Annotated in this window: 13 protein-coding genes; 6 read left to right on the top strand and 7 right to left on the bottom strand. The window is 48.8% G+C overall.

Translation table 11 applies throughout. The features are described from left to right. Positions 1 to 288 precede the first annotated feature (288 nt). A complete protein-coding gene (locus V4534_01860; GenBank protein ID MES2503601.1) occupies positions 289 to 1,545 on the top strand; it encodes a pyridoxal phosphate-dependent aminotransferase in 1,257 nt (418 codons plus the stop codon). A 70-nt stretch (positions 1,546 to 1,615) separates the two neighbouring features. Then, positions 1,616 to 1,969: an endonuclease domain-containing protein gene (locus tag V4534_01865; protein MES2503602.1), complete on the top strand. Its 354-nt coding sequence runs from the start codon at positions 1,616 to 1,618 to the stop codon at positions 1,967 to 1,969. A 48-nt stretch (positions 1,970 to 2,017) separates the two neighbouring features. Here V4534_01865 and V4534_01870 read toward each other — a convergent pair whose 3' ends face one another. After that, complete coding sequence (locus tag V4534_01870) at positions 2,018 to 2,968, bottom strand: SDR family NAD(P)-dependent oxidoreductase (GenBank protein MES2503603.1); 951 nt, start codon at positions 2,966 to 2,968, stop codon at positions 2,018 to 2,020. 4 nt (positions 2,969 to 2,972) lie between these two features. After that, on the bottom strand, positions 2,973 to 4,241 hold the full coding sequence (locus tag V4534_01875) for a nucleotide sugar dehydrogenase (GenBank protein ID MES2503604.1): 1,269 nt from the start codon (positions 4,239 to 4,241) through the stop codon (positions 2,973 to 2,975). A 57-nt stretch (positions 4,242 to 4,298) separates the two neighbouring features. Here V4534_01875 and V4534_01880 point away from each other — a divergent pair, with 57 nt between their 5' ends. From V4534_01880 to V4534_01890, 3 genes are read left to right on the top strand one after another with little or no spacing between them, the layout of a single operon-like run. Continuing rightward, positions 4,299 to 5,366 (top strand): P-loop NTPase, encoded by a 1,068-nt coding sequence (locus V4534_01880; GenBank protein MES2503605.1) that lies wholly within the window; start codon positions 4,299 to 4,301, stop codon positions 5,364 to 5,366. Between the two features lie 12 nt (positions 5,367 to 5,378). Further along, entirely contained in the window at positions 5,379 to 6,431 is a 1,053-nt protein-coding gene (locus V4534_01885) for a glutamine synthetase beta-grasp domain-containing protein (protein MES2503606.1), read from the top strand. After that, on the top strand, positions 6,418 to 7,569 hold the full coding sequence (locus tag V4534_01890; GenBank protein MES2503607.1) for a pyridoxal phosphate-dependent aminotransferase: 1,152 nt from the start codon (positions 6,418 to 6,420) through the stop codon (positions 7,567 to 7,569). Before V4534_01885 ends, V4534_01890 begins: the two co-directional genes overlap by 14 nt. Before the next feature lie 57 nt (positions 7,570 to 7,626). Here V4534_01890 and pheT read toward each other — a convergent pair whose 3' ends face one another. Genes pheT through infC form a run of 5 tightly spaced genes read right to left on the bottom strand, consistent with a single transcriptional unit; the run spans position 7,627 to position 11,936 of the window. Then, positions 7,627 to 9,717: a phenylalanine--tRNA ligase subunit beta gene (gene pheT / locus V4534_01895; GenBank protein ID MES2503608.1), complete on the bottom strand. Its 2,091-nt coding sequence runs from the start codon at positions 9,715 to 9,717 to the stop codon at positions 7,627 to 7,629. 4 nt (positions 9,718 to 9,721) lie between these two features. Beyond that, a complete protein-coding gene (gene pheS / locus V4534_01900; protein ID MES2503609.1) occupies positions 9,722 to 10,741 on the bottom strand; it encodes a phenylalanine--tRNA ligase subunit alpha in 1,020 nt (339 codons plus the stop codon). Then, positions 10,731 to 11,081 (bottom strand): 50S ribosomal protein L20, encoded by a 351-nt coding sequence (gene rplT / locus V4534_01905; GenBank protein ID MES2503610.1) that lies wholly within the window; start codon positions 11,079 to 11,081, stop codon positions 10,731 to 10,733. Before rplT ends, pheS begins: the two co-directional genes overlap by 11 nt. Positions 11,082 to 11,104: 23 nt before the next feature. Beyond that, positions 11,105 to 11,338 carry a 50S ribosomal protein L35 gene (gene rpmI / locus V4534_01910; GenBank protein ID MES2503611.1) on the bottom strand — a complete coding sequence of 78 codons (234 nt, stop codon included), beginning with the start codon at positions 11,336 to 11,338 and terminating at the stop codon, positions 11,105 to 11,107. Between the two features lie 49 nt (positions 11,339 to 11,387). Further along, positions 11,388 to 11,936: a translation initiation factor IF-3 gene (gene infC / locus V4534_01915; protein ID MES2503612.1), complete on the bottom strand. Its 549-nt coding sequence runs from the start codon at positions 11,934 to 11,936 to the stop codon at positions 11,388 to 11,390. Positions 11,937 to 12,036: 100 nt separating this feature from the next. Between infC and V4534_01920 the strand changes: the two genes are divergently transcribed. Continuing rightward, positions 12,037 to 12,609 carry an SCO family protein gene (locus tag V4534_01920; GenBank protein ID MES2503613.1) on the top strand — a complete coding sequence of 191 codons (573 nt, stop codon included), beginning with the start codon at positions 12,037 to 12,039 and terminating at the stop codon, positions 12,607 to 12,609. Positions 12,610 to 12,616: the final 7 nt, after the last annotated feature.

Consider the following 12,616-nt stretch of genomic DNA (forward strand, 5'->3'; position numbering starts at 1 on the left):
TTCTATAGTAATTTTGTAAAACTCTGCCTGCGCTAACGCGAAGGCGAACATTTAATCTGGCATTTTGCAAGCGTGACTTAAACAATTCAACTTGATAGATAATATCTCCGCTTTCTTGATCTGGATTGATGTCGTCCCATGCTGCGAGCGTGGGTTGGGTCATACATAAAATTATGAAGTAAAACACGATTTGATGGAAGGCCATTATTTCTCCATCTTCCAGCAACAATCAATTTGAGCAATGCGTTCCTGCGGGATTAATTTGCTTTGGTACGGGTTGAAACGCTTATGACATCTGCTTTTCGTAATGTTCCTTTGACAGGCGTCATCTACGTTTCCTCCGAAGCGGAAAGGCGGGGATTTTCGCTGGCGTCTAAAGACTGGTGTAACTTAGGGCAAGGCCAGCCTGAGACGGGGCTGTTGCCCGGTTCACCCGCTCGATTAACGCAGATTGCTATTTCAGCTGAAGGTCAGGAGTATGCGCCCGTGGGTGGGATTAAGCCGCTGAGAGAGGCAGTGGCGGCATTCTACAATCGCCGGTTTAGGCAGGGCATGAAAAGCCAGTATACTGCAGACAACGTGGCCATTTCAGCGGGTGGAAGGCTAGCTGTGACGCGTGCGGCGGCTGCTTTGGGGCCTGTCAATCTTGGGCATTTTTTGCCGGATTATACGGCTTATGAAGAGCTGCTCGATGTGTTTCATGTGTTTTCACCCATTCCGATGTTGCTTCGGGCGGAACAGCACTATCAGTTTTCATTGGATAAGTTGGAAGAAGAAGTTCTAGGCAGGGGGCTGAGTGCCCTGCTCTTTTCGAACCCGTCCAATCCTACAGGTACAGTGCTTCAAGGTGATCGCCTTAAAGACTGGTTGAAGGTGTCTAAGCAGCTTGATTTGGCGCTGATTATTGACGAGTTTTATTCGCATTATATTTGGACGCCGGCTGCAAAGATTGTTTCAGCTGCGGCATATGTGGAGGATGTCGAAGAAGAAGCGGTGCTGGTCATTGATGGACTGACAAAGAATTGGCGCTACCCTGGCCTGCGTCTATCTTGGACATTGGGTCCGAAGTCGGTGATTGAGGCGATTAAATCCGCGGGATCTTTTCTGGACGGAGGCGCAAGCAGGCCTACGCAGGAGGCAGCGATTGAGCTTCTGGATGATAGCTATGTAGACGCAGAGAGCCGGGCGATTCATAATGTATTTAAAGCAAAACGTGATTTTTTGCTGCGTGAGCTGATGGCCATGGGAATTACCGTGGAATCGCCGCCTGAGGGCGGGTTCTACATTTGGGGTAAGCTGGATCAGCTGCCAAGCCATCTGCAAGGTGATATGAATTTCTTCCAAGCGGCTCTCGAGCACAAGGTGATCGTAGTTCCAGGGCGGTTTTTCGACATTAATCCGGGGAAAAAGCGACATCCTAGGCCATCGAGATTTGAAAACCACATACGCTTCAGCTTCGGCCCATCTATGGCAGTGCTGGAGGAAAGTTGTAGGCGACTGAGGCACATGATGGTTTCTCCTCCCCCTTTGAAAAAGGGGGATTGAGGGGGATTTTTCCAAAATGCTTCACTACGAACCACGTTTAATAACTAGTTCCCGCCAACTACGAAGCTCAATGACCGACTGCGAAGCATTGATCTGGTCAAGAATAAGACGAAAGCAACTTCTAGGCGTCCAGTTTTATCGTCAAAAGCCCATCGGTTCGTATATCGTTGATTTCTATGCGCCGAGTGTAAAGCTCGTGGTGGAATTGGACGGGTCTCAGCATTTTGACCCGAAGAGCCTCGACTACGACGCTAGGCGCGACGCCTTTTTAGGTTCTCAGGGTTTATCGGTTTTGAGGTTTAATAATATGCAGGTCCTGAAGGAAACCAGGGGAGTTTTAGAAACTATTTATGCGTATATTGAGGGAGCGGGAAAAATCCCCCCTGCCCCCCTTTTTCAAAGGGGGGGAATAAAGGGAAATTGATTTCTCCTCCCCCTTTGAAAAGGGGGATTGAGGGGGATTTTTCCCTTCTTACCCAAAATACTCTCTATACCAATCGACGAATTTCTTAACGCCTTCTCCAACTGATATTTGAGGCGTAAACCCTGTGGCATCTGTTAGTCGGTGCGTATCGGCGGGATTTTGGGCGACATCGCCGGGTTGCATGGGCAGATAGTTCAAGATGGCTTTTTTGCCAGCATTTTTTTCAATTTCCTGAATATAATCCAGTAAAGAAGTGCTCACTGGGCTGCCCAGGTTGAATACTCGGTAGTCTTCACCGGGATGTCTGATCAACCGAACTAAACCTTCAACGACATCATCTATATAAGTGAAGTTTCGAAGCATGTGCCCTTTGTTGTAGACGTCGATGGGTTTGCCTTCGAAGATGTTTTTGGTGAATTTGAATAGCGCCATGTCGGGCCTGCCCCAGGGGCCGTAGACGGTGAAGAAGCGCAGGCCCGTGGTGGGAAAGCCGTATAGATGTGTGTACGAATGCGCCATAAGTTCGTTGGCCCGCTTGGTGGCGCCGTATAGCGAGACTGGCCGGTCTGCGGAGTCATCTTCTGAAAAGGGATAATTGGTGCTGGAGCCGTACACGGAGCTGGTGGAGGCGTAAATCAGATGTTTTACCTGAGTTTGACGACAGCCTTCTAGAATATTCAAAAAGCCGACTAGGTTTGAGCTGACGTAATCGTGCGGATGACTGACCGAGTGGCGCACGCCTGCTTGGGCGGCAAGATTGATAACTTGGTCGAAGCCGTGCTTGGCAAAGAGAGACTCCATAGCCGCTCTATCGCTGATGTCGGCTTTTTCGAACTGCCAACCTTGGCCCGATAAGCGTTCTAGCCTGGCTTGCTTCAGCTTTGGGTCATAATAATTGTTAAGATTGTCCAGGCCTACCACTTGGTGGCCTTCTTTTAATAGGCGCTCACATAATGCTGCACCGATAAATCCGGCTGCGCCAGTTACCAAAATGGTCATGAACTTATAGTCTCCAAATTTTATAGTCGTCGCTTGGTGCTAAAATGCCTTTAATGTCCATCACTAAGCCCTTTTGTATCAGCTTTTCTGAAAAAGCCTCTGTAAAAAAGTGACGGTATTTATCATGCGCGACAGCGATAACGGCGGCTTCGACTCTAGGCAGCTGCTCCCAGTCTAATAGCTCGATGCCGTACTCGTGCAGAACCTCGCCCCGATTGGCCATGGGATCGTGGACCAGGGTCTGGATGCCGTAGCGATTAAGTTCTCGGATAATATCAATCACCCGACTATTTCTGATATCGGGGCAGTTTTCTTTAAAGGTAATGCCTAAAATGGCCACTTTGGCATTTTTGATCGAAATGTCTTGGTGAATCATCTGTAGGACGGTTTGTTGCGCGATATACGTGCCCATTTGGTCGTTGATTCGTCTGCCAGCTAAGATGACTTCAGGGTGGTAGCCCAACTGCTCTGCCTTATGGGTGAGATAGTATGGGTCTACGCTGATACAATGGCCGCCAACCAAACCAGGTTTGAAATCCAGGAAGTTCCATTTGGTGCCTGCGGCTTTGAGCACTTCGCCTGTGTCAATGGAGAGGCGATGGCATATTAACGCCAGCTCGTTCATCAGTGCCACGTTGACATCACGTTGAGTGTTTTCAAGCACTTTGGCTGCCTCAGCGACTTTGATACTAGGTGCCTCGTAGACGCCCGCTTCGATTATTTTTGCGTAAACCGAGGCGATTGTGCTCAAGCTGGCTGCGTCGAAACCCGATACAACTTTAATAACGCTTGCCAGCGTATGTTGTTTGTCGCCTGGATTAATGCGCTCGGGTGAATAGCCCAGGTAGAAATCAGTCCCTGCTTTGAGGCCAGATAGCGCCTCCAGTACAGGCAGGCATTCTTCTTCGGTTAGGCCAGGATAGACCGTGGATTCAAAGACTACGGTATCGAATCTTTTTAAATAGGCGCCTAGCAATTTGCAGGCCGATAGCAGATGGCTCAAATCAGGCTTTTTGGCAGAATCGATGGGCGTTGGTACGGTGACAATGTGAAAATTAGCCTCAGATAGCAGGCTGGATTCAGCGCTTAAAGTTATATTGGCATTTGAAAAATCAGCGCTTTCGGCTTGCTCTGTTCGGTCGAATCCATTTTGCAGCTCCGAGACACGATTGGCATTCGTGTCAAAACCAATGACTTTGTAGTGTTTTGCGAATGCCACCGCCAAAGGAAAGCCGACGTAGCCCAAGCCGATGACTGAAATAACAGGAACCATCGCCAAAAGGCTACCGGGGCCTTTGACTTCTTGCCTATACGACGATAGTCGGAAGCGATGTTGAAAGACCAGCTTCTAGACGCTTTTTCCAAAATCATTGTGCCTGAATTCGAACAAGATGTTGTCAAACTTGGCTGGGTTAGAGCCATTGAAATTGAAGGTCAGAAATTACGCATCGATTTAGTTTTGCCGAGCTTCGCGCTCAAATCGGAGCGCCAGTGCGCTTCAGCAGTCAAAGAAGCGGCTATTTTATTAGCCCCGACAGGCACAGCGGTCGACTTGAATGTTTTCGCGGAAGTTCAGCCAGCGGTTGAGCAAAGCGTGAAGAAAGAAGGCATTGCTGATGTTAAAAATATTATTTTGGTCCTATCGGGTAAAGGCGGCGTCGGCAAAAGCACAGTCGCATCCAATCTGGCTTTAGCGCTTTCGGGGATGGGATGCCGCGTGGGCCTTTTAGATGCTGATGTTTATGGACCGTCCATCCCGACACTGTTTGACGTTCCTAAAGATGCTGAAGTTTTTGGCATTGCCAAAGAAGGCAGCACTGAAAACTACATGATTCCCTTGGAAGCCAAGGGCATTAAACTGATGAGCATCGGCTTTTTGGTAGACACCAGCTCAGCCATGATCTGGCGCGGGCCTATGATAGCTTCAGCCGCCATGCAAATGTTCAATAACACCGCTTGGGGTGACGTGGATTACTTGATCGTGGATATGCCACCAGGAACCGGCGATATTCACTTGACGATTTCGCAGAAAGTCACTGTGGCAGGCGCATTGGTGGTCTCTACCCCTCAAGATTTAGCCTTAGCAGATGTAACCAGGGCCAAAGCGATGCTTGATAAAGTGAATATTCCGACATTCGGTTTGGTTGAGAATATGAGCTATTTCGTGTGCGACGGTTGCGATAAGCGTCATGAGATATTCTCTCACGGCGGCGCGCGTCAGCTGGCAGGCCAGTTAGGCGTGCCAGTGGTGGCCGAGATTCCGCTGGATGCGACTTTGAGCTTTCAGCATCCGGCCTACCAGGATTTGGCTCATGATTTGGCAACCCGGGTTGTCAAGGCAGCGATGGCGAAGCCTGCTCCGAAGAAAGAAAAAACGCGTTTGGCAATATTGGGATAGGAAGGAGTAAACATGTTCAGCTTTGTAGAATATATTTGGATCGACGGCGCGAAACCTTCTCAAGGTTTAAGATGTAAGACTCGAATCTTAGATTTTGGCGATTCAAGGCCTAACCTGTCTCTGTTTCCTGTTTGGGGCTACGATGGCTCATCTACCAACCAATCGACCGGCCATTTTTCGGACCTGGTGCTAAAACCAGTCAACTTTGTCAAAGACCCGATTCGAGGCGATGGGCACTATCTGGTTTTGTGTGAAGTTTTCAACGTGGATGGCACGCCTCACGAAAGCAACACCAGAGCCAAGCTGCGTGAAGAAATGCAGCGTGGTGCGCCTGATGAAGACGCATGGATTGGCTTCGAGCAAGAATACACCATGTATGAGCCAGATGGCAGAAGACCCTATAAATGGCCCGAGCACAAAGAACCAGAACCCCAAGGCCCTTACTATTGCTCCGTGGGCGCAGACAGAGCCTGGGGACGTAGCCTTTCGGAAGGCCACGCGGGTGCCTGTGTGATGGCTGGCCTTGCCATTTATGGAACGAACGCAGAAGTGATGCCTTCTCAATGGGAATTTCAAATAGGCTATCGAGGCGTCAAATCCGAAAGCGCGGACCCGCTCACCATCTCCGACCATTTGTGGCTAGCCCGTTGGCTGTTGCACCGCATCGGTGAGGATATTGGTATCAGTGTCAGTCTGTCGCAAAAGCCGATGAAAGGCGATTGGAACGGTGCCGGCATGCATACCAACTTCTCCACCAGAGCCATGCGAGATGAAAAGACTGGTTGGGGCGAAATCACCAAGCTGGTCGAAGGGCTTTCAACGCATCACAAAGAACATATTGCTGAGTACGGCGCTGGTTTGGAAGAACGACTGACAGGCCACCACGAAACCTGCGACATCAACACTTTCAAAATGGGCGAATGTGATCGAGGCGCCTCGATTCGAATTCCAGAGCCTGTGGTCCAAAAGCGCTGTGGCTATATCGAAGACCGGCGCCCAGGTGCCAATGCTGACCCTTATCGTATCTCAACTCGTTTATTGAAGACTTTGCATGAAATTAAGTAACCGCGTTTTAAACTTAGGCTCCTCCCCAACTTTGGCAATGAAAGCGCGAACCAAAGCGTTGCACGATCAAGGTATCGAAGTTATCTCGTTAAGTGCGGGCGAGCCTGATTTTGAAACACCCGCTTGTATTGTCGAAGTGGCGCACCGGGCACTCGATAAAGGCGTGAGCCGCTATACGGGCGTTCGGGGAAATGACGAACTGATTTCAGCCATGCGGCTTAAGTTTAAACGAGATCAAGGTTTGGACTACGCACCAGCGCAAGTGCTGTCTTCGGTCGGGGCGAAAGCGTGTTTATCGTTGGCTTTTGATGCGCTATTAGAGCCAGGTGATGAAGCGATTATCTTGGTGCCTTATTGGGTAAGTTACCCAGAAATGGTCAAGCTTTCCGGTGCAACGCCTGTTTTTGCAAAACCAACACTTGAATCTATCAACGCGGCGATTACGCCTAAAACCAAAGCAATTGTAGTCAACTCTCCGAACAACCCTGACGGGGCGGTGTATTCGAAAGAATTCTTCCAAGGCATGATGAAGCTTTTAGAAGGCACCGGCGTTTGGGTAATATCAGACGAGATATACGAGCACTTGGTATTCGATGGTTTGAAACACGTATCTCCGGCATCGGTGTCTGAAGACGCCTATGCTAGAACGATTGTGATTAACGGCGTATCCAAAGGCTACGCGATGACTGGCTGGCGCGTTGGTATTATCGGCGGGCCTGAGCCGGCGGTTTCGGCGATGGTTAAACTGCAAGAACAACGTATCAGCTGTATCCCTACGATCTGTCAGATGGCTGCTGCGTATGCGCTGACAGAGCCGGCGGAGCTGAAGGTTGAGATTGAAAAGATGCGCTTGGCGTATCAAGAACGCCGCGATCGATTCATGGAAGCGATTGTGCAGATTCCAGGTGTAACTTGTGAAAAGCCGCAAGGTGCGTTTTATACGTTCCCGAACTTCAGCGCTCGCTTTCCGGATGATACGGCGCTCGCTAATGCGTTACTGGCTGACGCTCACGTAGCAACCGTGCCCGGCACCCCCTTCGGCATGCCAGGGCATTTAAGGATCAGTCTAGCGTCAAAACTAGAAGAAATTCTAGCAGGCGTAGATAAAATCAAGCAATTCCTGTCATCCCGGCCTTGAGCCGGGATCCAGCGCTGTGTAAAACCCTGGACCCCGGGTCCGCGCCCGGGGTGACAACTAAGCGCGTAGTGTTGCGCCTAACGATTTTTCAAGCTCTTTGGTCAACTTTTCAATCAAAGGCTGCACTTCACTTTCAGTCAATGTCCGTTCAACGTCTCGCAAAGACAGCGATACGGCGACGGATTTCTTCCCAGCTTCAATGCCCTTACCTTGGTAAACGTCAAATATCCGAGCATCTTCCAATATCAACGCGAGCGGCTCAAACTTCCGAATGGCACTGAGCAATTCACCAGCCAAAATCTTTTCATCCAAAATCAGCGCCAAATCGCGTCCGATGCCTGGGAACTTCGGCAATACCTTCGCCTGAATCACTTGGAAGCAATGCGCTTTTAACGCTTCTAAATCAATTTCGAACACCGGCGATTGACCATGGTCACTCAAATCGGGGTGCAGATAGCCCATCTGGCCCACAAGTTTGTCCCCGACCAAAATATCCGCTGACTGCGCGGGATGCAAATAACTTGCAGGTGCCTGGGCCGGTATAAACTCAGCCTTAAGCTTTAAAGATTCAAGCAGCCCTTCCAAAATACCTTTAAGCACATAGAAATCCGCACCCTGCATCACACCTGCAAGCATCAGCTTTTCGGTCGCGTACGAATCAGCGCTCATATTGTCCAGCGTCAAACCATCCGTCTGTGGCTGAGCACCTGCCTTATTGAGGCCTAAAAAGACGCAGCCAATTTCGAAAAATGCAGGCCGTTGCGCTTGTTGTCGCAAATTATAGCCGACGTTTTGCATGAGGCCCGGCAACAGATTTGTTCGCATCGCCGACAACTCTTCGCCCAGAGGATTTTTAAGTTTTAGAGCTTCGACATTAGAAAAGCGTGCTAGCTCCGAAGGGGAGCTAAAAGCGTAATTAACCGCTTCGAAAAAGCCAGAGTTCGCCAGATGCGTTTTAATATGCCGTTCGAGCTTGTCTAAAGACTTATCAATTGAAACACCTTCAGCCTGCTTTTTAAAAGTTAGCTCTGACGGAATCGCATCAAAGCCTATCAAGCGCATGGCTTCTTCAATCAGATCGATTTCGCTGGTGATATCGGGCCTAAAAGTTGGCACTCTGAATTTTAAAGCATCATGAGCAGCGCGGCCAGCAGTCTCAATGCCGAGCGCTAAAAAGCGTGCTCTGATTTGCACTGGGTCCATCTGAGACTCTGAAAGTCCCGAAAGTGCTGCGAGCCTGGCGGGTCTAAGTGAAATTTCCAATGGCTGAATGGGGTTTGCGTAGATATCCACAACTTCACGTCGAATACGCCCGCCTGCAATTTCCTCAATTAGGCTGGCGGCTCTATCTAAAGCACCAATGACGCCATTGGGATCACAGCCGCGCTCGAAGCGATAACTTGAATCGGTGCTCATTTGTAAGCGTTTGGCTGTCTTGCGGACGCCAGATGGTTCAAAATAGGCTGACTCCAACAAAATATTTTGTGTGGTATTGGTCACTTCGCTGTTTTTACCGCCCATGACACCAGCAATGGCCAAGGCTTGTTCGTCGTCAGCGATGACCAGGTCAGTGCTCGTTAGGATGCGTTCTTTGCCATCCAAAGTCACTAATTTTTCGCCTTCTTCGGCAAAGCGTACTTTCACGCCAAAGCGCCCTTTGGCTTTGGATAGGATATCTAAATCAAACGCATGCAGCGGCTGGCCTCGCTCCATTAATACCCAGTTGGTGATATCAACCACGTTGTTGATGGGTTTGATATTAATTGCGAGCAGTTTTTTTTGCAGCCATTCGGGGCTTTCGGCGATTTGAACGCCTTCGATAATGCGAAGCGCATATCTTGGGCACGCTTCTTTAGCCTGCACATGCACTTGGATCAGATCATGAATCGATGCACCGAGCTCTTTGACTGAAGGCGCCAAGAAAGTTGTTCTAGACAGGTAGATCGCCGCTAATTCACGAGCAACGCCAAAGTGGCTTAAAGCATCGGGGCGGTTCGGAGTCACTTTGAGCTCTAAAATCGTGTCGTCTTCAAAGCTTTGAACTGACTCGATTTCAAGGCCAGCAAAAGTGAGTTTGCGGGCAAGTTCATCCGGCGATGCCCCGGTTAAATCAACGAGGCTGTGCAAAGTTTGAATGCTGACGTACATAATTTTAAAACTGTTTTAAGAATCTAAAGTCGTTTTCGAAAAAGAGCCGAATGTCTGAAATTCCATGGCGCAACATCGCAATGCGCTCAACGCCCATCCCGATGGCAAAGCCTGAGAACTTTTCCGGATCAACGCCCGCGGTTTTCAGCACATTGGGGTGCACCAGGCCGCAGCCGAGGATTTCAATCCAGCCGGTTTCTTTGCATAGTCTGCAACCGGTGCTGTTTTCGCCTTGGCAGGCAAAGCAGCTCATGTCTACTTCGGCAGAAGGTTCTGTAAAAGGAAAGAAGCTGGAGCGCAGTCTAACTTTCGATTTTTCTGAAAATAGGCGTTTGACCAAAAGCGTCAAAGTGCCTTTCAGGTCGGCGAAAGAAATGCCCTGGTCTACACAAAGTACTTCGATTTGGTGAAACATCGGGGAATGCGTGGCATCTTGGTCATGCCGGTAAACTTTACCGAAGCAAGCGACTCTAAAGGGCGGCTCTTTGAGCGCAAACATCGCGCGCAGCTGTACTGGGCTTGTCTGCGTTCTTAAAACCACATCGGGCGCCAGATGGAAGGTATCTTGCATCTCGCGTGCAGGGTGATCTGCCGGGAAGTTTAAGGCTTGAAAGTTATAAAAGTCGTGCTCGATTTCAGGGCCTCTGACCGACTCAAAGCCTAAATCGGATAGAATATCCAAGATCTCATAGGCAGTCTGGGTCAAAGGATGAATGGCGCCTAAGGCAGGCTTTTTGCCTGGTAAAGTGACATCGATGCTTTGTTTAAGAATCTCTTGCTTAGCCGAATCCTGGAGCCGAAGTTTGGCGGCTGCCAAGAGCTCTTCGAGTTCATCACGCAAAGCATTGGCTTCTTGCCCAAGAACTTTACGTTCTTCAGGTTTCAAAGAGCCCATGCTTTTTAAGATTTCGGAGAGCCGACCTTTTTTGCCTAAAAAGGCAACGCGCAAAGACTCTAGTTGTTCGAACGACTGAATGGCCGTCAAACTCTCCAGAGCGTTTGCGCGAATGTCTTTAAGCTGCATTGACCTTGGCCACCAAGCTTGCGAATGCAGAACTGTCCGCGATGGCCAGCTCCGACAAAGCGCGCCGGTCCAAGGTGATGTTTGCTGCTTTCAGTTTAGCCATCAAAACGCTGTAGCTTAGGCCATTTTCTCTGGCAGCTGCGTTTAGACGGGTAATCCAAAGACGTCTAAATTGTCTCTTCTTCGCTTTACGATCTCTGTATGCATACACCAAACCACGCTCAACGCTTTCTACCGCAGTACGGAAGAGGCGGTTACGGGTTCCAATGTGACCGGAAGCAAGCTTTAAAATGCGCTTACGACGATGACGGGCTTTAAAGCCTCGAGTTACACGTGCCATAATTCAAATCCTTCTTATACAAACTAAAATAGGTAGGGAATCGAGCGTTCTGCGCGAGCGGAATCGCCTTTATTCATATAACCAGCTTTCAATAGCTGACGTTTACGTTTGCGATTCTTATTGCTCAAACAATGTGACTTGCCCTTGGACGGAACTTTAATTTTTCCCGTACCAGTAACGCGAAGGCGTTTAGCTGCCGCACGATTCGTTTTCATTTTGGGACTGTTTTTGCCCCTTGCTTTGTTACAACCTGCCATAAGACCTTCCTAATTCCTTTCTTTTTGCAAAAACACAAGAGGGGCCGTGTTATTTCTTCTTGCCCGGACCCACGATCATTACCATTTGCCGGCCTTCCATACGGGCTGGCGATTCTACAACGCCTTCTTCCTGAATTCTCTCGGCAACGCGCTTAAGCACATCAAAGCCGATTTCAGGATGAACGATTTCCCGTCCTCTAAACATCACGGTCACTTTGCCCTTATTGCCTTCAACCAGAAAGCTTCTCAGGCGAGCGACTTTAACTTCAAAGTCATGGATATCCGTTTTAGGGCGAAATTTAACTTCTTTAAGCTCAATAACCTGCTGCTTTTTCTTAGCTTCATTGGCTTTACGCTTTTGCTGATACTTGAACTTACCGTAGTCCATGATCTTGCAAACAGGCGGTTTTGCCATCGGAGATACTTCTACCAGATCGAGTCCCATCGACTCTGCACGCCTTAGAGCGTCTATCGTTTGAAGAACGCCAAGTTGTTCGCCATCTTCAAGGATTACTCGAACTTCCGGAACTCTAATACGACGATTAACGCGTGGTTCCATTTGCTTGTGTCTAGGATTGTCCGGGGAATCGGGATTCATGCGTGGGGGGGGCTTTGGGAAAACGATGGCTATATCTCCTGGAGTAAATAAGTTAGACCGTCTTGCCTTAAAATAGAAGTTTTGACAAGAGAAACATACTTTGAAAAAAACATTCATTAATCCATTCTTGGTAGCATTTTTGTTCGGCATTTTAGGTTTGCACCTAGTTAGAGAATTCAACGCCCGCAGGCTTACTGCGCCCCCTGCCCTTGTCGAAGTGCCTGACTGGGAACTCACCAGTCATGAAAACAAGCCTTTTGGCAGCAAGGATCTGAAAGGCAAAGTCGTCATCACCAGCTTCTTCTTCACCAGATGCCCCACCATCTGCCCTAAAATGACCCAAAGTATGCTGGAGGTTCAAAAGCGATTTACCAAATTAAAAGATAAGTCGGCATTTTTAACCATTACTATAGATCCAGAGTTTGACACCCCTGAAGTGTTATCTGACTTCAGACTTAAATATGATACTAATTGGACTTATTTAACCGGCGCAAAAAAAGATATTTTAAGTGTAGTTGAAGGAAAAATGAAGCTACCAATGGGGGATGGGCACCATGTAGCTGAATTGGTCTTATTTGACCAAGTAGGCGATCTAAGAGGCAAATTCGGTACGGATCCAACCTCGTTGGCCGCCTTAGAAAGGGCAGCTAAGCACCTTATTGACAATCCATAAAAACAGG

This window comes from Myxococcota bacterium, assembly GCA_040387835.1.
Taxonomy (GTDB): domain Bacteria; phylum Myxococcota; class UBA727; order UBA727; family JABDBI01; genus JAZKCZ01.

Excerpts from the sequence above, each read along its gene's own strand:
- infC (MES2503612.1), bottom strand. The coding sequence starts at position 11,936 with ATGAATCCCGATTCCCCGGACAATCCTAGACACAAGCAAATGGAACCA.
- V4534_01860 (MES2503601.1), top strand. The coding sequence starts at position 289 with ATGACATCTGCTTTTCGTAATGTTCCTTTGACAGGCGTCATCTACGTT.
- V4534_01865 (MES2503602.1), top strand. The coding sequence starts at position 1,616 with ATGACCGACTGCGAAGCATTGATCTGGTCAAGAATAAGACGAAAGCAA.
- pheT (MES2503608.1), bottom strand. The coding sequence starts at position 9,717 with ATGTACGTCAGCATTCAAACTTTGCACAGCCTCGTTGATTTAACCGGG.
- V4534_01880 (MES2503605.1), top strand. The coding sequence starts at position 4,299 with ATGTTGAAAGACCAGCTTCTAGACGCTTTTTCCAAAATCATTGTGCCT.
- rpmI (MES2503611.1), bottom strand. The coding sequence starts at position 11,338 with ATGGCAGGTTGTAACAAAGCAAGGGGCAAAAACAGTCCCAAAATGAAA.
- pheS (MES2503609.1), bottom strand. The coding sequence starts at position 10,741 with ATGCAGCTTAAAGACATTCGCGCAAACGCTCTGGAGAGTTTGACGGCC.
- V4534_01875 (MES2503604.1), bottom strand. The coding sequence starts at position 4,241 with ATGGTTCCTGTTATTTCAGTCATCGGCTTGGGCTACGTCGGCTTTCCT.
- V4534_01870 (MES2503603.1), bottom strand. The coding sequence starts at position 2,968 with ATGACCATTTTGGTAACTGGCGCAGCCGGATTTATCGGTGCAGCATTA.
- rplT (MES2503610.1), bottom strand. The coding sequence starts at position 11,081 with ATGGCACGTGTAACTCGAGGCTTTAAAGCCCGTCATCGTCGTAAGCGC.
- V4534_01885 (MES2503606.1), top strand. The coding sequence starts at position 5,379 with ATGTTCAGCTTTGTAGAATATATTTGGATCGACGGCGCGAAACCTTCT.
- V4534_01890 (MES2503607.1), top strand. The coding sequence starts at position 6,418 with ATGAAATTAAGTAACCGCGTTTTAAACTTAGGCTCCTCCCCAACTTTG.